The sequence below is a fragment of the Lysobacter sp. GX 14042 genome, from assembly GCF_021390425.1.
Taxonomy (GTDB): domain Bacteria; phylum Pseudomonadota; class Gammaproteobacteria; order Xanthomonadales; family Xanthomonadaceae; genus Novilysobacter.
The window spans coordinates 89,473-106,965 of the sequence record NZ_JAJUWY010000008.1 but is presented as its reverse complement, the minus strand read 5'-3'; the positions used below and the strand labels follow the sequence as shown (position 1 = coordinate 106,965).

The following is a 17,493-nucleotide window of genomic DNA, read 5'->3' as shown; positions in this document are numbered from 1 at the left end:
CCTATGATAGCGGCATGTGAATCCGGAGCCGCCGATGACCCGCCCCCTGCCGTTGCTCGCCTTCGCCGTCCTGCTCGCCGCCTGCTCGCAGGAGCCGGACGGGCCACGGGAACAGCCGGCTCCGCCGCAGGCACCGCCCGCCCAGCCAGGTGACAGCGGCAACCATCCGGCAACCGGCGCCACCCGGCTGACGATCTACAGCGGTGACTACGAGGCGCTGCGCGGCGCCGGCGCGATCGGCCAGGGCGGGCCGGGGCATGCGCTGGTGGAGCGGCCGCTGCACTACGCCCTGAAGCAAGGGGCCAATTCGATCTCGGCGACCGGCATTCCGGCCTCGATGGACGTCGAGGCGGCGGTGCTGCGCGCGGTCACCGATGGGGTCAGCGTGGGTTCGCAGCGTTACGTTGCGCCGCTGGCCGACGGTGGCCCCGTCACCGGGCAAATGATCGGCCGGCGAGTGACGGTCGAGCACACGTCCGGCGGGGCCAAGCAGACCGACAGCGGCACCCTGCTGTCGGCCGGCGACGGGCTGGCGCTGGCGCTGGCCGACGGGCGGATCAAGGTTATCCGCGAGTACGACAGCTTCAGCCTCGTCGACGGTGCCCGGACGCTGCCACAGCAGGCCGAGCTGCGCTGGACCGTCGCTGCCGACCGGACGGGGGATGCCGACTTCCTGCTCAGCTACCCGATGGGGGGGCTGGCCTGGCGCGCGGAATACCTGGCGCGGCTGCAACCCGCCGCCGAGGGTTGCCGGCTCGCCCTGGAGGGCGCGGCGCTGGTCGCCAACCAGTCGGGGGTGGGCTTCGCCGATGCCCGGTTGACCCTGGTGGCCGGCTCGCCCAATCGCGCCGGCGGCGGCAGCGTCCCCCAGTTCCTCAAGGCCACCGCCGTGCGCGCGGCCGCGGCACCGGCAGCCGATGCCGCGATGCCGGCCGAGCGCCGCTCCGGCGAATACCGCGCCTATACGCTGGCCGACCCGATCGCGATCGCCAGCGGCACCACCGAGCGGGTGCCGCTGTTCCCGCCGCAGGCCGCGGTGGCCTGCGAGCGCGACTACGTGGTCGATGCCACCAGCGCCAGCTGGCAGCCGCCGCGCCCGATGGTCGATCCCGGCTTCAACGGCCGCACCGGGGAGCTGCCGGTCACCACCGTGGTCGCCTTCGACAACACCGCTGAAGCCGGCCTCGGCCGGGCGCTGCCCGAGGGCCGGGTGCGGGTGCTGGAGGGCAATGACCTGCTGGGCGAGTCGATGCTCGGGCATACCGCCAAGGGCGCGGAGCTGCGGCTGGAGGTGGGGCGTGCCTTCGACCTGCGGGCCGAGCGCGAGGCCACCGGCTTCCGCGTCGATACCCGCGGCCGCAGCATCACCGAGTCGTTCCGGGTCACCCTGGGCAACGGCGGCGAGCGCGATGCCACGGTCCGGGTCATCGAACCGCTGCCCCGCTGGAGCGACTGGCAGTTGCTGGAGTCCAGCGTGGAGCCGGTCCGCCGGGCCGCGCGCGAGGTCGAGTTCCAGGTACCGGTGGCTGCCGGAGACGAGACCGAACTGGAGTACACGGTCCGCTACACCTGGCCGGCGGGGGTGCAGCCATGAGCCTGGTGCAGGTGATCACCCACGGCGAGGTCAGCGAACTGCGGCTCTCGCGGCCACCGGTCAACGCCCTCGATCCGGAACTGTGCCGGGCCCTGCGCGAGGCGGTGGAGACCGCCGTTTCCCACGGCGCGCGGGCGCTGGTGGTTTCAGGCGGGGAGAAGGTGTTCTCCGCCGGGCTGGACGTTCCATACCTGGTGGGGCTGGGCGATGACCGCCAGGCGCTGAGCGAAGCCTGGCTGGCGTTCGTCGGCGCCGCCCGCGCACTGGCCGACTGCCCGGTCCCGGTGGCCGCGGCGATCGGCGGGCACTGCCCCGCCGGCGGCTGCGTGATGGCGCTGTGCTGCGATTTCCGGATCATGGCCGAGGGCGAGTTCCGCATCGGCCTCAACGAGACGCAGGTCGGGCTGGTGGCACCGGAGGGCATCCAGCGCCTGATGCGCCGGGCGGTCGGGGCGCAGCGCGCGGAGCGCCTGCTGGTGGCCGGCGAGATGGTGGATGCGGCAACCGCGCTGCGGCTCGGCCTGGTGGACGAACTGGCGCCGGCCGCAGACGTGACCGCGCGGGCCGTGGCGCGCGTTTCGGCGCTGCTCGCCCTGCCCCGCGAACCGATGTTGCAGACCCGCCGGATCGCCCGCGCCGACGTGGTCGCCGCGCTGGAGCCCGAGCACATCGAGCTGGAGCGCTTCATCGAGTCCTGGTACGCGCCCGACACCCAGGCCGCGCTGCGGCAGCTGGTGGCCCGGCTCGGCAAGTAGCGGCGCAGGACGATGCTCACCCCCTGCACCGGCGTATGCACGATCAACCAGCGCGGCCTGTGCGACGGTTGCCACCGCACGCTCGACGAGATCGCCGGCTGGTCGCAGATGGACCAAGCCCGCCGCGAAGAGCTGATGGACGAAGTCCTGCCCGCCCGCGCCGACACACCACCGGACCCCGCCCGCAGGGTGCAATAGCCGCCCTTGGGCGGCGTATTGCACTACACACCGCCCACGCCACACCCCCACTCCGGAGATCGCCATGGACACCGCCCCGCACTGGCAGACCCTGGTCCAACCCGAAGACCTGGCGGCGGCGCTGGGCCGCGACGACCTGGTCGTGGTCGACGCACGCGCCTCGCTCGCGGACCCGGGCTCGTGCCGGACCGCCTGGGAGCTCGAGCACATTCCCGGCGCACGCTTCGCCGACCTGGACGAAGACCTGACCAAGCACGGACTCGGGGGCGGGCGTCACCCGTGGCCCGACGCGGACGGCTTCACCACGCGGCTGGGGCGCTGGGGCATCAGCCCGCGCCACCAGGTCGTGGCTTATGACAACGGCGACGGCGGGCTGGCGGCGGCGCGCTTCTGGTTCCTGATGCGGGCGCTGGGCCACGTCCGCGTGGCGGTGCTGGATGGCGGCTGGCAGCGCTGGAAGGCGCTCGGCCTGCCGGTGTCCGCGGACGCCCCGCCGAACGCGGCGGCCGACTATCCCGGCCGGTTCGATGCGCAGCGGCTGCTGGACGCCGGGCAGGTGCAGGCGCACCTGGACGCGGGCGGGATGCTGGTGGATGCCCGTGCACCCGAGCGCTTCCGCGGCGAGGTCGAGCCGATGGACACCGCCGCCGGCCATGTCCCGGGCGCGGTGAACCGCCCCTATGCGCGGAACCTGCAGGACGGGCGGTTCAAGTCGCCGGACCAGCTGCGCGCGGAATTCGGTGAATTGCTGGGCGACCGCGATCCCGACGAGGTCGTGGTGATGTGCGGCTCGGCCGTGACCGCCTGCCACCACTTGCTGGCGATGGAACACGCGGGACTGCCGGGCGCGCGGCTGTTCACCGGCTCGTGGAGCGGGTGGATCGAAGACCCTGCCCGGCCGGTGGCAACCGGCGAGGCGTAGCCAACAAAAAAACCACGGCACACCTGCATGTACAGGTATGCCGTGGCCTGTGGTGTGGTGCAATACGGCGGCTTTGCCGCCTGTTGCACCCTACTGGACGCTGGCGAGCTTGATTTCGAACTGGACGGCGACGTTGGGCGGGAAGCCGGTGCGGGGGTCGGCGCCATAGGCCTGCTCGGGGGCCAGGGTGATTTCCCACTTCGAGCCGGCAGGCATCTGCAGCAGGGCCTCGCGCATGGCGGCGAGCTCGATCTGCGACATCGGCATGGCCGGGGTCGCGCGCGCCTGGGCAGCCTCGCCTTCCGGACGCTGGCCCCACGGGAACGGACCGGCGATCTCCAGCGTCACGGTGCTGTTGGCGGTCGGCTTGGCACCGTTGCCGGTCTCGATGATGCGGTACTGGGCACCACCGGGCAGCGACTGCACGCCGGACTTGCCGCGGTTCTCGGCGATGAACGCGTCGCTGCGGGTCTTGTTCTCCGTGGCGGCCTGCTCCCACTCGGCGCGGGCCTTGGCCTGCTGGCGCTGCTGCATGTTCTGCACCGCGGTGCGCAGCTGCTCGACCGGCACCGCCGGATCCCGCTTGGCGAAGCCGTCCTGCAGGCCCTTGGCGATGGCGTTCACGTCGAGGCTCTCGCCGGTCTCGATCGCGTTGCGGCCCAGGTCGTATCCCAGCGCGTAGCTGAGCTGGCCCTTTTCAGTTGAGGTGTCCTGGGCAAGCGCGGGGCCGGAAACCAGGGTAGTGGCCGCCAGGGCGACCGCGATCAGACGCAACTTCATTCGATGAAACCTCCGGGTTGTGCGTTGTGCGGCAGCCGTCCCCTGCACCCTGCGTGCCGGCGGACGGTTCCGGACGGACGCGCTAGGATAACGAGGGCCCTTTACGGCCGCCACATGCCGGACTGTGACACGTCGCCGGCGGCAAAGTTCCCGGCCGTCGCCGATCGCGGCGGCTCCTTCATCCAGCAGCAGGATTTTTTGCTCCATGACCGAAGCCAAGCAGCCCGAGTCCCCGGTGCTGGTCGCCGACCGCGGCGCCGTCCGGGTGATCACCGTCAACCGTCCCGACAAGCTGAACGCGCTGAACGCCGCCACCCTGGATGCGCTCGCCGACGCCTTCGACGCCGCCGCCGGCGATGAGTCGGTGCGCTGCGTGGTGCTCACCGGCGCCGGCCCGAAGGCCTTCGTGGCCGGCGCCGACATCGCCGAGATGAACACCCTGGCGCCGGTACAGGGGCGCGACTTCTCGCTGCGCGGCCAGCGCCTGATGCGCCGGATCGAGACCCTGCCCAAGCCGGTCGTCGCGATGGTCAATGGCTTCGCCCTTGGCGGCGGGCTGGAACTGGCGATGTGCTGCCACCTGCGGATCGCCGGCGACAACGCAAAGCTCGGCCAGCCGGAAGTGAACCTGGGGTTGATCCCCGGTTTCGGCGGTACCCAGCGCCTGCTGCGACTGGCCGGCCGCGCCGCCACGCTGGAACTGTGCCTGCTGGGCGCGCCGGTCGATGCGCAGCGCGCGCGTGAGCTGGGCATCGTCAACCGGGTGGTCGCCGCGGCGGAACTGGAGGAGGAGACGATGAAGATCGCCGCCCAGCTCGCCGATTCCGCGCCGCTGGCGCTGCGCGGCGTGCTGGACTGCGTCAACGTGGGCGGCGAGTGCGGGATCGAGGAAGGCCTGCAGTACGAGACCGCGCAGTTCGGCCTGATGTTCTCCACCGGGGACATGCGCGAGGGCACGACGGCCTTCCTGGAACGGCGCAAGCCGGCGTTCCAGGGACACTGACGGCCGGGCACCCGCCGATGCATCCCACCAGGGCCGACGGCATGCCCTGCCGCTGTGGCTGCACCGCGGCGACGGCGCCGGTGCATGCGGTCGCCAACGCCTTGGCGGTCGACGACCTCGACCACGCGCTGGACATGGGCCTGCTGGAACTTGCGCCCTGTCCGCTGTGCACGCCGGCGTGCCGGCAGTCGGTGCTCGACGCGGCCGCTGCCCGGCGCTTCGCCCTCGCCGCCCGCGAGCGCTACCGCGCCCGTGAGGCCCGGCTGGTGCACCGCGCCGCCGAACGCGCCGCCCGCCGCAAGCCGCCCGCACCCACCGCGCTGCCCTCAGCGGCCGCCGCCGCCCTCGCCCGCGCGAAGGCCAAGGCCGCACGGCGCCCGTAACGCGCGACATGCTTCCCGGGCCTCCAGCGAAAAAACGCGCGCCGCGCTCCCGCCTCACCCGGGCGGAGATCGCCGAGATGTTCTCCCGGCTGCGCGCGCTCAACCCGAAACCGGCCACCGAGCTGGAGTTCTCCACCCCGTACGAGCTGCTGGTGGCGGTGGCCCTGTCGGCGCAATCGACCGACGTCGGCGTCAACAAGGCCACCCGCCGGCTGTTCCCGGTGGCCAACACCCCGGCGCAGATCGCCGCACTGGGTGTCGAGCGCCTCAAGCCCTACATCGCGACCATCGGCCTGTACAACACCAAGGCGGCCAACGTGGTGGCGGCAGCCGAGCAGTTGCTCGAGCACCACGACGGCCAGGTGCCGCGCAGCCGCGAGGCGCTGGAGGCGCTGCCGGGGGTCGGGCGCAAGACCGCCAACGTGGTGCTGAATACCGCCTTCGGCGAGCCGACGATGGCGGTCGACACGCATATCTTCCGGGTCTCCAACCGCACGGGGCTGGCGCCGGGGAAAACCGTCCGCGCGGTGGAGGACCTGCTGGTGCGGGTGATCCCCGACGAGTACCTGCGTGATGCCCACCACTGGCTGATCCTGCATGGGCGGTACACCTGCAAGGCGCGGGTGCCGGATTGCCCGCATTGCCCGGTGCGGGACATCTGCCGGTATCCCGACAAGACGCCGGGGGAGCCCGGATAGTCAGGGCGAGTGGTCCTTCGGGGCCTTCACGGGGGAGCCGGTTGTCGTGGAGGACGGGCCGCCCTCCTGCGCACATGTGTTCTTAGAGTCGGGCGGCCCGTCCTCCACGACAACCGGCTCACGACGCGACTACCGGAAAGGGCGTTCGCGGAGCCATTTGGTGGCGACCCATTTCTCGCCTTCCAGCACCGGCGAGCCGGCGTGCAGGGTACGGGTCATGGCGTGGGGACGGTCGTAGCTGAAGAACACGGCGTTGCCCTTTACCGCGGGCACTTCGAAGCCGACGTCGGGGAAGCTGGTGGAGCCGCCGCGCGCGGGGGTGTTGAGGTACATCACCAGGGAGGCCACGCGCTGGCCGCCGCGTGACAGGGCGGCGTCGGCGCCCGGGGCATCGGGGTCGAACCAGTCGTAGTGCGGGCGGTACTCGGCGGCGGGGCCGTAGTGCAGGACCTGCAGGGTCTCGCCGTTCTCCAGCGGCCAGTCCAGCAACGTGGCGATGCGCCGCTCGACGCGCGCCAGCAGTGCATCGCCGCCGGACGGCAGGTGGATGCCCTGGCTGGTGCGCGAAGCGTGCAGCTCGTCCTCCCCGGTCTCGGCGTTGAAGGTCGCCGAGGGCTTCAACCTGCTGCGCGCGCTCTCGACCAGGGCGTCGCACTCGCCGGCCGACAGCAACCCGCCGAAGACCACGAGCCGCGGCACCTGAAGGTTGCCCAGCACCTGGACGCGGCGGCCGTCGACTTCCAGCTCGGAGCAACCGTTGAAACCCAGCGGCACCGGCACGGGGACTGGCAGGGGCAGGCCGTTTTCACGGGCGTGCTCGGCGACCACCCGCTCCAGTGCCGTGGCGACGGCGTCGGCGGCGGTGTCCTGCTCCCAGCCGGCCTCGAGCAACGGCTGCAGGATCGCTTCGGCCGGTCGCCCGGCGGCGGCCTGGTCGACGATCCAGCGGGTCAGTTCGGGCGTGATCGCCTGGGTGTGCATGCGCTCGATGCTACTGCCGGCCAGTGACATTTTCATTGCCCGGTGCCGCCCGGCACGCACGATCGGCCCCTGCCATGAAACGCACACATCGCTGAAAGGTTCCGGTCACACCAGGAGCCTACAAATCTCCGTCGTGATCCACGCAGCCGGATCCCGGGCGTCGCCCAGGGCCGGCCATGTGCATCCATCAACCTGACCACTCGGAGAGAGAGTTGCCCATGGCTTCCCGGAGCACTGCGAAAAACCTTCTGATGGCGCTTGGCGCGGCAGCCGCGCTCAGCGCCTGCGGCGGCGGCGCCGACCGTGTCGCTTCGCCTGGCGAGGGTGCGTTCCCGCCCGCCCCCGCCCCGGCGCCCCCGCCTCCGCCTGCTCCCAGCCCGGCGCCGCCGCCGGCCAGCGCGTGCCCGGAGGGCTTCTCCGACGTGGGCACCATCGCCGGCCAGACCAATTGCCGGATCCCGGCGCTGGTGGTCGAAGACACCACCATCCCGTATGTCGAGGGCGTGCTGTACTCGCTCAATGGCTACACCCGGGTGGGCGAGGACCTCGGAGGCGACGCCGGGAACCCGGCCGCCAACCAGCGTTCGGCCACCCTGACCATCGAGCCGGGCGTGACCCTGTTCGGCTCCAGCGGCCAGGACGCGCTGGTGATCAACCGCGGCTCGAAGCTCGAGGCGGTGGGCGCCGTCGACGCGCCGATCGTGATGACCAGCCGCCAGAGCGTGGAAGGCTCCACCAACGAGGACTCGATCGGCCAGTGGGGTGGCCTGGTGCTGCTCGGCCGCGCGCCGATCGCCAACTGCACTGGCGGCATCACGCCCGGCGCCGCCGAGTGCGAGGCCGAGGTCGAAGGTGTCAGCGGCGCCTACTACGGCGGCAACGATGCCAACGACAGCACCGGCACCCTGCGCTATGTGCGGGTGATGCACTCCGGCTTCGAGGTCCTGCCGGACGTCGAGCTCAACGGCATCACCCTGGCCGGCCTGGGCGATGGCACCACCGTCGAGTACGTGCAGGTGCACAACAGCTCCGACGACGGTTTCGAGTGGTTCGGCGGCACGGTCAACAGCCGCTACCTGCTGGCCACCGGCAACGACGACGACAGCTTCGACACCGACACCGGCTTCACCGGCGCGGTGCAGTTCGGCGTGATCGTGCAGCGGGGCCAGAGCGCCGGCTCGGGCGACCGCGGCGACCGCATGGCCGAGCAGAGCGCGGCCGGCTCCACCGCCCTTGTCGCCAACCCGAAGATGGTCAACGTGACCTTCGTCGGCGCGCCGGCGCACGACAACGCGATCGTCGCCAACTCGGGCACCCACGTGGAGTACTACAACGCGGTGGTGAGCGGTTCCAGCCACTGCATCGAAATCGTCGACCCAGGCACCCAGGCCACCTTCGAGTCGGTGTTCTTCTCCTGTGAAGCGCCGTTCGCCGGCGACGTGGGCGTCGCCCAGGGCTTGTTCGACGCCGGCAGCAACAACGTCGCCGAGGGCACCTCGACCCTGACCGACAGCATCGTCAACGGTGCCAATGAGTCGGGCGTCACGGCCGCCGACCTGTCGGAAGTCAACGCCCGCGTGGGTGGCTTCCTGCAGCAGGTGGACTACATCGGCGCGGTCAAGGACGCCGACGACACCTGGTGGCAAGGCGGCTGGAGCTGCGGCCTGCCGGGCACCCCGTCCTGCTGAGTCCGGTCGGCGCCCGCGCCAGCACCCGGGGCGGGCCCTTGCCGCCCCCGTCGCCGCCGCGGTTTCCCCGCGGCGGCGGCGCTTCCGACATCCGACTTTCGAAGGTCCGCATCATGAAGCTCTCCGCCTCCCGCACGGGCTTGTTCATAGCCATCTCGGCGCTGCTCGCCCCGCTCGCCGCGGGCGCCCAGGACGGCGGCACCGCCGTGCCGGCCACTGCCCAGGCGTCTGCCCCCTCCGCCACCGACCTGGACGCGGTCAGCATCACCGGCCGCTACATCCCCGCCCCCATGCTCTCCAGCGCACAGGTGCTCTCGCACATCAGCCGCGAGGACATCGAGCGCGAAGGCGCCAGCACCGCCGCCGAGGCACTCAACCGCGTTCCCGGCCTGAGCGTCAGCCAAGGCAAATACGTGTTCGTCCGCGGCCTCAACGAGCGCTACTCGCAGGCGCTGCTGGACGGCACCCCGCTGCCCAGCCCCGAACCGCTCAAGCGGGTGGTGCCGCTGGACCTGTTCCCAACCAACGTGCTGGACACCATCGAGGTCCAGAAAACCTATTCCGCGCGCTTCCCCGGCGAGTTCGGCGGCGGCGTGATCAACCTCACCAGCGCCGTTGTGCCCGACGAGCCGTTCTTGGAGCTGTCGGCCGGCATGGGTGGCAACAGCGAGACCACCAGCAAGCCGGGCCTGACCTACTACGGCGGCGGCGACTCGGACTTCTTCGGCTATGACGACGGCACCCGCAAGGTCCGCACGCCGCTGAAGGAGGCGATGGCGAGCGGCAACCTGGTCGTCGAGGGCGCCAACTTCAGCGAAGACCAGATGAAGGCGATCGGCCGCAGCATGGTCAACGCCCCCATCAACCTGCTGCAGACCAGCGACGACATCAACCCCGACTACAGCTACGGCATCGACATGGGCACCGGTGTCGACATGGGCGGCGCGCGGCTGGGCGTGGTGGCCACCGCCGGCCTGTCCAACAGCTGGCAGACCCAGGACGGCGTCAGCGAGTACGGCGAGGGCCGCACCGGCCGCGCCGAGGTGCTCGGCTCCCAGGAATACCTGTCGACCACCAACCAGGCCACCGTCAATGCGCTGGCTGCGGTCAACCTGCAGTGGGACCGCCACCGGGTCGGCGTTGGCACCATGTACGTGCACGACACCGAGAAGGAGGCCCGCAGCAGCGAGGGCTACAGCTACCAGGCCGGCCAGGTGCGGCGCCATGACACCACCCGCTGGGTGGAGCGCGAGCTGGTGAACACCCAGATGACCGGCGAGCACCACTTCGGCGAATACGACGACCTGGATATCGAGTGGCGCGCCGCGCACGCCAGGGCCAGCCGCGAGAGCCCCTACGAGCGCGAGATCGGCTATTTCGAGGACGACTTCGGGTTCTGGAACCACCTCAACAACCGCACCAGCTTCGGCGATGTCAACGAGCGCATCGACAGTTTCGGCCTCGACGCGAGCTGGCGGCTGCCGATCGAGCGCGAGTTGACCCTGCGCGCCGGCTACGCCTGGTCGGAGACCGAGCGCGACGCCACGGGACGCGACTTCAGCTTCATCGTCAGCGATACCGCCCCGTTCCACACCGGTTACCGTCCGGACTACCTGTTCTCCGACTACAACATAAGCCAGGGCTACATCGAGCTGCGCGAAAACACCGGTGCCAACGGTGCCTCCGCCTACCAGGCGGGCATGGAGACCAACGCGTTTTACCTCGAGGCCGAGGGCGCGATCAGCGAGAACCTGCGCTACACCCTGGGTGCCCGCTACGAGGACGCCGACCAGTGGGTCTCGCCGGTCGACCTGTTCAACGCCGGCGCCGTGTTGCCGGGCACCCGCAACGAACAGGACTACGTGCTGCCGGCGCTGTCGCTGACCTGGACCCTGGACGAGTCCAGCCAGCTGCGCTTCGCCGCCTCGCAGACCATCGCCCGGCCGCAGTTCCGCGAGCTCTCGCCGCTGCAGTACATGGACCTGGACCTGGACCGGCTCACCATCGGCAACCCGTACCTGGTCGACACCGAGCTGACCAACCTGGACGTGCGCTATGAGCGCTACTTCACCGACGGCGGCCACTTCAGCGTCGGCGCCTTCGCCAAGGAACTGGACAACCCGATCGAGACCGTGGTGTCGGATGACGTCTCGTTCCTGCGCCAGAGCTTCGTCAATGCCCCGTCGGCCACGCTGTACGGCGTCGAGTTCGACTACCGGCAGTACTTCGACCACGGCATGGACTGGCTGGGCGATACCCGGGTGTTCCTGGGTGCCAACTACACCTGGTCGGACTCGGAGACCGAGTCGTTCGGCGGTGACCAGGTGACCCTGTACAACGGCACCCGCCTGCCGGCCGAGCTGGTGGTCGTCGACGGCGACCGCATGCAGGGACAGTCCGAGCACCTGGCCAACCTGCAGTTCGGCCTGGAATCGTCCACCGGCGACCAGGCGACCCTGCTGGTCGGCCATGCCAGCGACCGCATCGCCGCCCGCGGCACCTTTGACGCCAATGGCGTGCAGCGCCAGCCGGCACTCATCCAGGACCCGGGCACCAGCGTCGACCTGGTGCTGCGCAAGAACCTGCCGGCCTGGTGGGGCCACGAGTTGCAGGTGACCTTCGAGGCACGCAACCTGCTCGGCGAGGAGTACCACGAGTACCAGGAGCTGGGCGGCGGCCGCATCGACGTCAACCGCTATGACCTGGGGCGTGCGTTCTCGGTTTCGTTGAAGGCGTCGTTCTGACGGAGGGTGGGCTTCGGCGGGGTTGAGGGTGACAAGCCGGCCGCGCCCCCGCCGAGCCACCGCTTTACTCGTTCCTCACTCCTCTCCACTCGTTCCTCGCTCCAAGTCCATGGATCCCCGCGTACGCGGGGATGACGGGAACCCGCCTGGAATGACGGCGGTGTTGCAACTGACACGAAACGGTCAACTCCGCGCCTCACCCTTGTCGGCGTCCTGCAACGCAAGCGCCCGATGCCCACCCTGTCCCTCCCCGCCGCACTGTCCGGCCTGTCCTGGCCACGCTGGCTGTCCCGCGTCGCCGAGGTGGTGCTGGGCCTGGTGATCCTGGGCCTGCTGGGAAGGATCGCCTGGGCGTTCCTGCCCACGCCTGCCATGGACGTCGGCGCTGGCGCAGCCAGTGCGCAGCCGCCTTCGCCACTCCCCGTCGCCGACCTGTTCTACCGTCGCGGCGGTACCGCAATGGCCTCCGCCGGCGACGCCGCTGGGCTGTCACTGCATGGTGTGCGCAGCGGGGCCGATGCTTCGGCGATCCTGTCCGGCGACGACGGCATCCAGCGCGCGTGGCCCGTCGGCTCCGAACCGCTTCCCGGCGTGGAGCTGGTGCAGGTCGGCGCCGACCACGTGGTGCTCACGCGCGGTGGATCGCCGCTGCGCCTAGCACTGGCGCCACGACCGGCACTGGCGACCCGCAACGCAGTCAACCGGTCGCCGGCCCCGGCGACTACCCCTGTCGCCAGCACGATGGCGTCCCCTGCTTCTCCACTCGCGTCCGCCCCGCGCCCCCCCGCACCCGTCGTCCAAGCGGCCAGTCCGGGCACCGAAACGGGCTACCGCCTCGGGGAGGAAGCCGGCCAGCTCCCGCTGCGCCTGGCCGGGCTGCGCCCCGGCGACGAGATCCTCAGCATCAACGGCCAGTCGGTCGCCGGACAGGACGCGGAGGCGCTGCGCGCCCGCCTGGCCGGGCAGACCCGCTTCGAGCTGCGCTACCGCCGTGACGGCGAGCTGCGCACCACCCGTGTAGGGCTGCCTCGATGAACCCCATGCCCCAATCTCCACGCCCGTCCGCCCGCGGCAAGCGCCTGCTGGCCACGCTGCTCGTCGCCGTCATGGCGGCGACCCCGACTGCTGCGCCACTCGCCCAGGAGCCTGCCACCGGTGCCGCGGCGCCGGCAATGGACCTGCGCGGCGCCGACCTGCGCGCCTTCATCCAGGACGTCGCGCGCACCACCAGCACCACCTTCATCGTCGATCCCTCGGTGCAGGGCACGGTGGACTACAGCAGCGACCACCCGCCCAGCGGCCAGGAGCTGCTCGGCGTGCTGCTGGCGATCCTGCGCAGCAACGGGCTGATCGCGGTACCTGCCGGTCCGGCGACCTGGCGCGTGGTTCCCGATGACACCGGGGCACAACACCCGCGCTCGGCCGGTGGGGCGTCAGGCTTCGCCACCACCTTCATCCCGCTGGCACGGATCGATGCGCGCATCGCCGCCGAGACCCTCAAGCCGCTGGTCGGCCGTGGCGGCGTGGTGCTCGCCTCGCCCCAGGGCAACGGCCTGCTGGTGGCCGACTACGGCGACAACATCGCCCGGATCCGCAGCCTGGTGGCGCAGATCGACAGCGACCAGGCAACCATCGACACCGTGACCCTGCGCAACAGCTCCGCGCGCGAGGTCGCCGCCACGGTGCGCGGCCTGTTCGGCGTCGGCGGCGAAGGGGCCGGCCAGGTGCTGTCGATCCTACCGGTGGAAGGCAGCAACTCGGTGGTGGTGCGTGGCGATCCGGCGGTGATCGGCCGCGTGGTGCAGATGATCCTGGAACTCGACCGCCGCGCCGAGCGCAGCGGCAACGTCCGGGTGGTCGAGCTGCAGCACGCCAGCGCCGAGCAGCTGCTGCCAGTACTGCAGGAGCTGGTCGGCCAGGCCGGCCCGACCGGCAGCGAGCCCGCCGCGACGGCGACCGCCGACGGCGCCCAGGTGATCGGCGCCGGCACCGGCCGCCAGCCGGTGATCGTCCGCGCCCCCGGAAGCAATGCGCTGATCATCAACGCCGACCCCGACATCCAGCGCACCCTGGTCGATGTCATCACCCAGCTCGACACCCGCCGCGAGCAGGTGCTGGTGGAGGCGATCGTGGTCGAGATCTCCGACGATGCCGCGCGCGAGCTGGGCGTGCAGATCGCCGCCGCGGGCGAGGACGGCGACATTCCGTTCATGGCCACGCAGTTCCGTGGCGACGGCCCCGGCATCACCGAGCTGGCCGGCGCGGCGCTGGTCGACGGCGACGACGACTCCGAGCTGGCGCGGCTGGCGCGCAACGCCGCCGCGCAGTCGCTGCTCGGCCTGTCCGGTGGGCTGGCGGGGATCGCCGGCCGCAGCGGCGACCTGGTGTTTGGCCTGATCCTCAACGCGGTGCGCAGCGACAACGGCTCGCACCTGCTGTCGACCCCGTCGATCCTGACCCTGGACAACGAGTCGGCGCGGATCCTGGTCGGCCAAGAGATCCCGGTCACCTCCGGCGAGGTGCTGGGCGATTCCAACTCCAATCCGTTCCGCACCATCGACCGCCAGGACGTGGGCATCCAGCTGGAGGTCACCCCGCAGATCAATGCCGGCGGCGGCATCACCCTGCAGTTGCGCCAGGAGGTGTCCTCGGTCGCCGGCCCCGTCGCCGCCGACTTCAGCGAGCTGATCCTCAACAAGCGCGAGATCGAGACCCGGGTGCTGGTCGACGACGGCGCGATCGTGGTGCTGGGCGGACTGCTGGACCAGCAGGACCGCCGTTCCACCGACAAGGTGCCGCTGCTGGGCGACATCCCGGGGTTGGGCCGGCTGTTCCGCAACGACGCCTCGTCCAGCGAGCGCACCAACCTGATGGTGTTTCTGCGCCCGACCGTCATCCGCGACGCCGCCGATGCGCAACGCTCCACCGCTCCGCGCTTCGACTACATGCGCGATGCGCAGCTGCGCCTGCTGGGCGACGATCCGGGGCAGCGCGAGGCGGCGCTGGACGCACTGGTGCGCGACTACCTGCAAAGCACCCCGCCGGTGGCACCAGAGCCGTGAACCTGCCCTACCCGTTCGCCCGCAACCACGGGGTACTGCTGCTGGAGCTGCCCGCGGACACCACGCAGCCGGCGCGGGTCGGCCTGCGCGAGGGCGGCGACCCGCAGGCGCTGCTGGAGCTGCGCCGCGCTGTTGGCCGCCCGCTGGACGTCGAGGACCTCGACCGCGCCGGCTTCGACCGCCGGCTGTCGCAGCTGTACGCCGATCAGGACCTGGCCGGCACCGCGAACTCCGACGCGCTGGATGCCACGATCGACCTGGGCGGGCTGGCCGGCGACATCCCGCCCGCCGCCGACCTGCTGGATACCAGCGATGACGCCCCGGTGATCCGGCTGATCAACGGGATCATCGCCGAGGGCGTGCGCCGCGGCGCCTCCGACATCCACATCGAACCCTTCGAGTCGCGCCTCGGAGTGCGCCTGCGGGTGGACGGAGTGATGCATGAAGTGGCCACGCTGCCGGCGCGCATCGCCCCGCTGCTGGTCTCCCGGGTAAAGGTGATGGCTCGGCTGGACATCGCCGAGCGGCGGATCCCGCAGGACGGCCGCATCACCGTCGCCATGGGCACCCGCAGCCTGGACGTGCGCGTGTCCACCCTGCCCGCCCGCGGCGGCGAGCGGGTGGTGCTGCGGCTGCTGGACAAGGACCAGGGCAGCCTCGGCCTGGACCGGCTGGGCATGCCGCCGGCGGTCTGCGGGGCCTTCGGCGCCGCCCTGGGCGTACCCAACGGCATCGTCCTGGTGACCGGCCCGACCGGCTCGGGCAAGACCACCACGCTGTATGCCGGACTCGGGCTGCTCAACGACGGCAGCCGCAACATCCTTACGGTCGAGGACCCGGTCGAGTACGCGATCGAGGGCATCGGCCAGACCCAGGTCAACGCCCGTGTCGGCATGACCTTCGCCGCCGGGCTGCGGGCGATCCTGCGCCAGGACCCGGACGTGGTGATGATCGGCGAGATCCGCGATGCCGAGACCGCGCAGATTGCGGTGCAGGCGGCGCTGACCGGCCATCTGGTGCTGTCGACCGTGCACACCAACGATGCGGTCGGGGCGATCACCCGGCTGCGCGACATGGGCATCGAGCCCTTCCTGCTGGCCAGCACGGTGCGGCTGGTGCTGGCGCAGCGGCTGGTGCGCCGGCTGTGCCCACACTGCCGCCAACCGCATGAGTCCGATGCGCTGGCCCGCCAGCTGTTTGGCGCCGATGCCGGCCCGGTCCATCGCGCCGCCGGTTGCCCGCAGTGCAACCACACCGGCCACGCCGGCCGGATCGGGCTGTACGAAGCGGTGCGCGTCGACGAACCGCTGCGCCGGTTGATCGGCGGCAACGCCGACGAGGACGCGCTGGCGGAGCTCGCCTTCGCCCACGCCGAGCCGCTGTCGGCCGCTGCCCGCGCCGCGGTGCTGCGTGGTGACACCACGGTGGAGGAAGTGCTGCGGGTGACCCGCAATGACGCCACGGCCGTGGACACCGGGGCGGCCTATGGCTGACTTCGACTACGCCGCCCTGGACCCGCGCGGGCGCACCGTCGTCGGGGTGATCGCCGCCGACGGCGCCGGCGCCGCACGCCAGGCACTGGAACGCCGCCGGCTGGTGCCGCTGCGGGTCGAGCCGGCGACGCCGCGGCGCGGGGCACGTCCGCCCGGGCGGATCGGCACCGGCGACCTGTCGCTGGTGACCCGCCAGCTGGCCAGCCTGGTCGCCTCCATGACCTTGGAGGAGGCCCTGCATACCGTGGGCAGCCAGGCTGGCAAGCGGGCGATACGCGAGACGCTGCTGGCGGTGCATGCCCACGTGGTGGAAGGCTTCCGCCTGTCGGAGGCGATGGCCCGGACGCCACGTTCGTTCCCCGCGCTGTACCGGGCGATGGTCGCCGCCGGCGAAGGCACCGGCGCGCTGCCGGCGATCCTGGAGCGCCTGGCCGACCTGCTCGAGCGCGAGCAGCAGGTGCGCAGCCAGCTGACCACCGCGCTGGCCTACCCGGCCGCGCTGGCACTGACCGCAGTCGGCGTGGTGCTGGCGCTGATGGCCTTCGTGGTGCCACGGGTGGTCGAGCAGTTCGATTCGATGGGCCGCGAGCTGCCGTGGCTGACCCGCTTCGTGGTCGCCCTGTCGGAGCTGATCGGCACCTGGGGGTTACCGCTGCTCGGCCTTCTGGTGCTCGCCGGCGTGGCCGCCGCACGGGTGCTGCGACAGCCCGGCCCGCGGCTGCGCTTCGACACCGCGCTGCTGCGCTTGCCACTGCTGGGCCGGTTGCTGCGCGAGACCCACGCCGCCCGCATGGCGCGAACCCTGGCGATCATGCTCGAAAGTGGCCTGCCGGTGATGGAGGGCCTGGCAATCACCGCCCGCACGGTCGGCAACCGCCGCCTGCGCCTGGCCACCGAGTCGATGGCCGGGGCGGTCCGCGAGGGCGGCAGCCTGTCGGCGGCGATGCGCCGTGCCGGGGTGTTTCCGCCGACCCTGCTGTACATGGCCGCCAGCGGCGAGGACACCGGTCGCCCGGGTCCGATGCTCGAGCGCGCCGCCGACTACCTGGAGCGCGAGTTCCACACCTTCACCCGCGCGGCGATGAGCCTGCTGGAGCCGGCGATCATCGTCGTGCTGGGCGGCGTGGTGGCGGTGATCGTGCTCTCGATCCTGCTCCCGATCCTGCAGTTCAACACCCTGGTCCTTGGTTGA

The 17,493-nt window shown here is 71.4% G+C and carries 15 protein-coding genes; 13 read left to right on the top strand and 2 right to left on the bottom strand.

The window, feature by feature from the left end; all coding sequences use genetic code 11:
• Nucleotides 1–34: 34 nt before the first annotated feature.
• The 4 genes from LY625_RS11440 (at nucleotide 35) to LY625_RS11425 (ending at nucleotide 3,469) form a co-directional block, all read left to right on the top strand.
• On the top strand, nucleotides 35–1,594 hold the full coding sequence (locus LY625_RS11440) for a DUF4139 domain-containing protein (RefSeq protein ID WP_233740337.1): 1,560 nt from the start codon (nucleotides 35–37) through the stop codon (nucleotides 1,592–1,594).
• Entirely contained in the window at nucleotides 1,591–2,349 is a 759-nt protein-coding gene (locus tag LY625_RS11435; RefSeq protein ID WP_233740336.1) for an enoyl-CoA hydratase/isomerase family protein, read from the top strand. The genes LY625_RS11440 and LY625_RS11435 overlap by 4 nt, the downstream gene beginning before the upstream one ends.
• Before the next feature lie 12 nt (nucleotides 2,350–2,361).
• Complete coding sequence (locus LY625_RS11430; RefSeq protein WP_233740335.1) at nucleotides 2,362–2,547, top strand: DUF1289 domain-containing protein; 186 nt, start codon at nucleotides 2,362–2,364, stop codon at nucleotides 2,545–2,547.
• A gap of 64 nt (nucleotides 2,548–2,611) precedes the next feature.
• Nucleotides 2,612–3,469 (top strand): sulfurtransferase, encoded by an 858-nt coding sequence (locus LY625_RS11425; RefSeq protein ID WP_233740334.1) that lies wholly within the window; start codon nucleotides 2,612–2,614, stop codon nucleotides 3,467–3,469.
• A 90-nt stretch (nucleotides 3,470–3,559) separates the two neighbouring features.
• On the opposite strand, the gene LY625_RS11420 is transcribed toward LY625_RS11425, so the two are convergent.
• The gene (locus tag LY625_RS11420) at nucleotides 3,560–4,249 is read right to left on the bottom strand and encodes an FKBP-type peptidyl-prolyl cis-trans isomerase N-terminal domain-containing protein (protein WP_233740333.1); all 690 of its coding nucleotides are present in this window, start codon (nucleotides 4,247–4,249) and stop codon (nucleotides 3,560–3,562) included.
• Between the two features lie 205 nt (nucleotides 4,250–4,454).
• Between LY625_RS11420 and LY625_RS11415 the strand changes: the two genes are divergently transcribed.
• From LY625_RS11415 to nth, 3 genes are read left to right on the top strand one after another with little or no spacing between them, the layout of a single operon-like run.
• Complete coding sequence (locus LY625_RS11415; RefSeq protein WP_233740332.1) at nucleotides 4,455–5,252, top strand: enoyl-CoA hydratase-related protein; 798 nt, start codon at nucleotides 4,455–4,457, stop codon at nucleotides 5,250–5,252.
• Nucleotides 5,253–5,269: 17 nt separating this feature from the next.
• On the top strand, nucleotides 5,270–5,635 hold the full coding sequence (locus tag LY625_RS11410) for a hypothetical protein (protein WP_343223487.1): 366 nt from the start codon (nucleotides 5,270–5,272) through the stop codon (nucleotides 5,633–5,635).
• An 8-nt stretch (nucleotides 5,636–5,643) separates the two neighbouring features.
• Nucleotides 5,644–6,333 carry an endonuclease III gene (gene nth, locus LY625_RS11405; RefSeq protein WP_233740331.1) on the top strand — a complete coding sequence of 230 codons (690 nt, stop codon included), beginning with the start codon at nucleotides 5,644–5,646 and terminating at the stop codon, nucleotides 6,331–6,333.
• A gap of 129 nt (nucleotides 6,334–6,462) precedes the next feature.
• Here nth and LY625_RS11400 read toward each other — a convergent pair whose 3' ends face one another.
• Nucleotides 6,463–7,314: a 2OG-Fe(II) oxygenase gene (locus LY625_RS11400; RefSeq protein WP_233740352.1), complete on the bottom strand. Its 852-nt coding sequence runs from the start codon at nucleotides 7,312–7,314 to the stop codon at nucleotides 6,463–6,465.
• Between the two features lie 218 nt (nucleotides 7,315–7,532).
• Between LY625_RS11400 and LY625_RS11395 the strand changes: the two genes are divergently transcribed.
• The 6 genes from LY625_RS11395 to gspF all read left to right on the top strand — a co-directional run bounded on the left by LY625_RS11395 (nucleotide 7,533) and on the right by gspF (nucleotide 17,493).
• A complete protein-coding gene (locus LY625_RS11395) occupies nucleotides 7,533–9,002 on the top strand; it encodes a hypothetical protein (protein WP_233740330.1) in 1,470 nt (489 codons plus the stop codon).
• 113 nt (nucleotides 9,003–9,115) lie between these two features.
• Nucleotides 9,116–11,746, top strand: coding sequence for a TonB-dependent receptor (locus LY625_RS11390; RefSeq protein ID WP_233740329.1), 2,631 nt, complete (start codon nucleotides 9,116–9,118; stop codon nucleotides 11,744–11,746).
• A gap of 231 nt (nucleotides 11,747–11,977) precedes the next feature.
• Complete coding sequence (locus LY625_RS11385; protein ID WP_233740328.1) at nucleotides 11,978–12,781, top strand: type II secretion system protein N; 804 nt, start codon at nucleotides 11,978–11,980, stop codon at nucleotides 12,779–12,781.
• A 71-nt stretch (nucleotides 12,782–12,852) separates the two neighbouring features.
• Nucleotides 12,853–14,808 (top strand): type II secretion system secretin GspD, encoded by a 1,956-nt coding sequence (gene gspD / locus LY625_RS11380; RefSeq protein ID WP_233740351.1) that lies wholly within the window; start codon nucleotides 12,853–12,855, stop codon nucleotides 14,806–14,808.
• The gene (gene gspE / locus LY625_RS11375) at nucleotides 14,805–16,301 is read left to right on the top strand and encodes a type II secretion system ATPase GspE (protein WP_233740327.1); all 1,497 of its coding nucleotides are present in this window, start codon (nucleotides 14,805–14,807) and stop codon (nucleotides 16,299–16,301) included. Before gspD ends, gspE begins: the two co-directional genes overlap by 4 nt.
• Nucleotides 16,294–17,493, top strand: coding sequence for a type II secretion system inner membrane protein GspF (gene gspF, locus LY625_RS11370; RefSeq protein ID WP_233740326.1), 1,200 nt, complete (start codon nucleotides 16,294–16,296; stop codon nucleotides 17,491–17,493). Before gspE ends, gspF begins: the two co-directional genes overlap by 8 nt.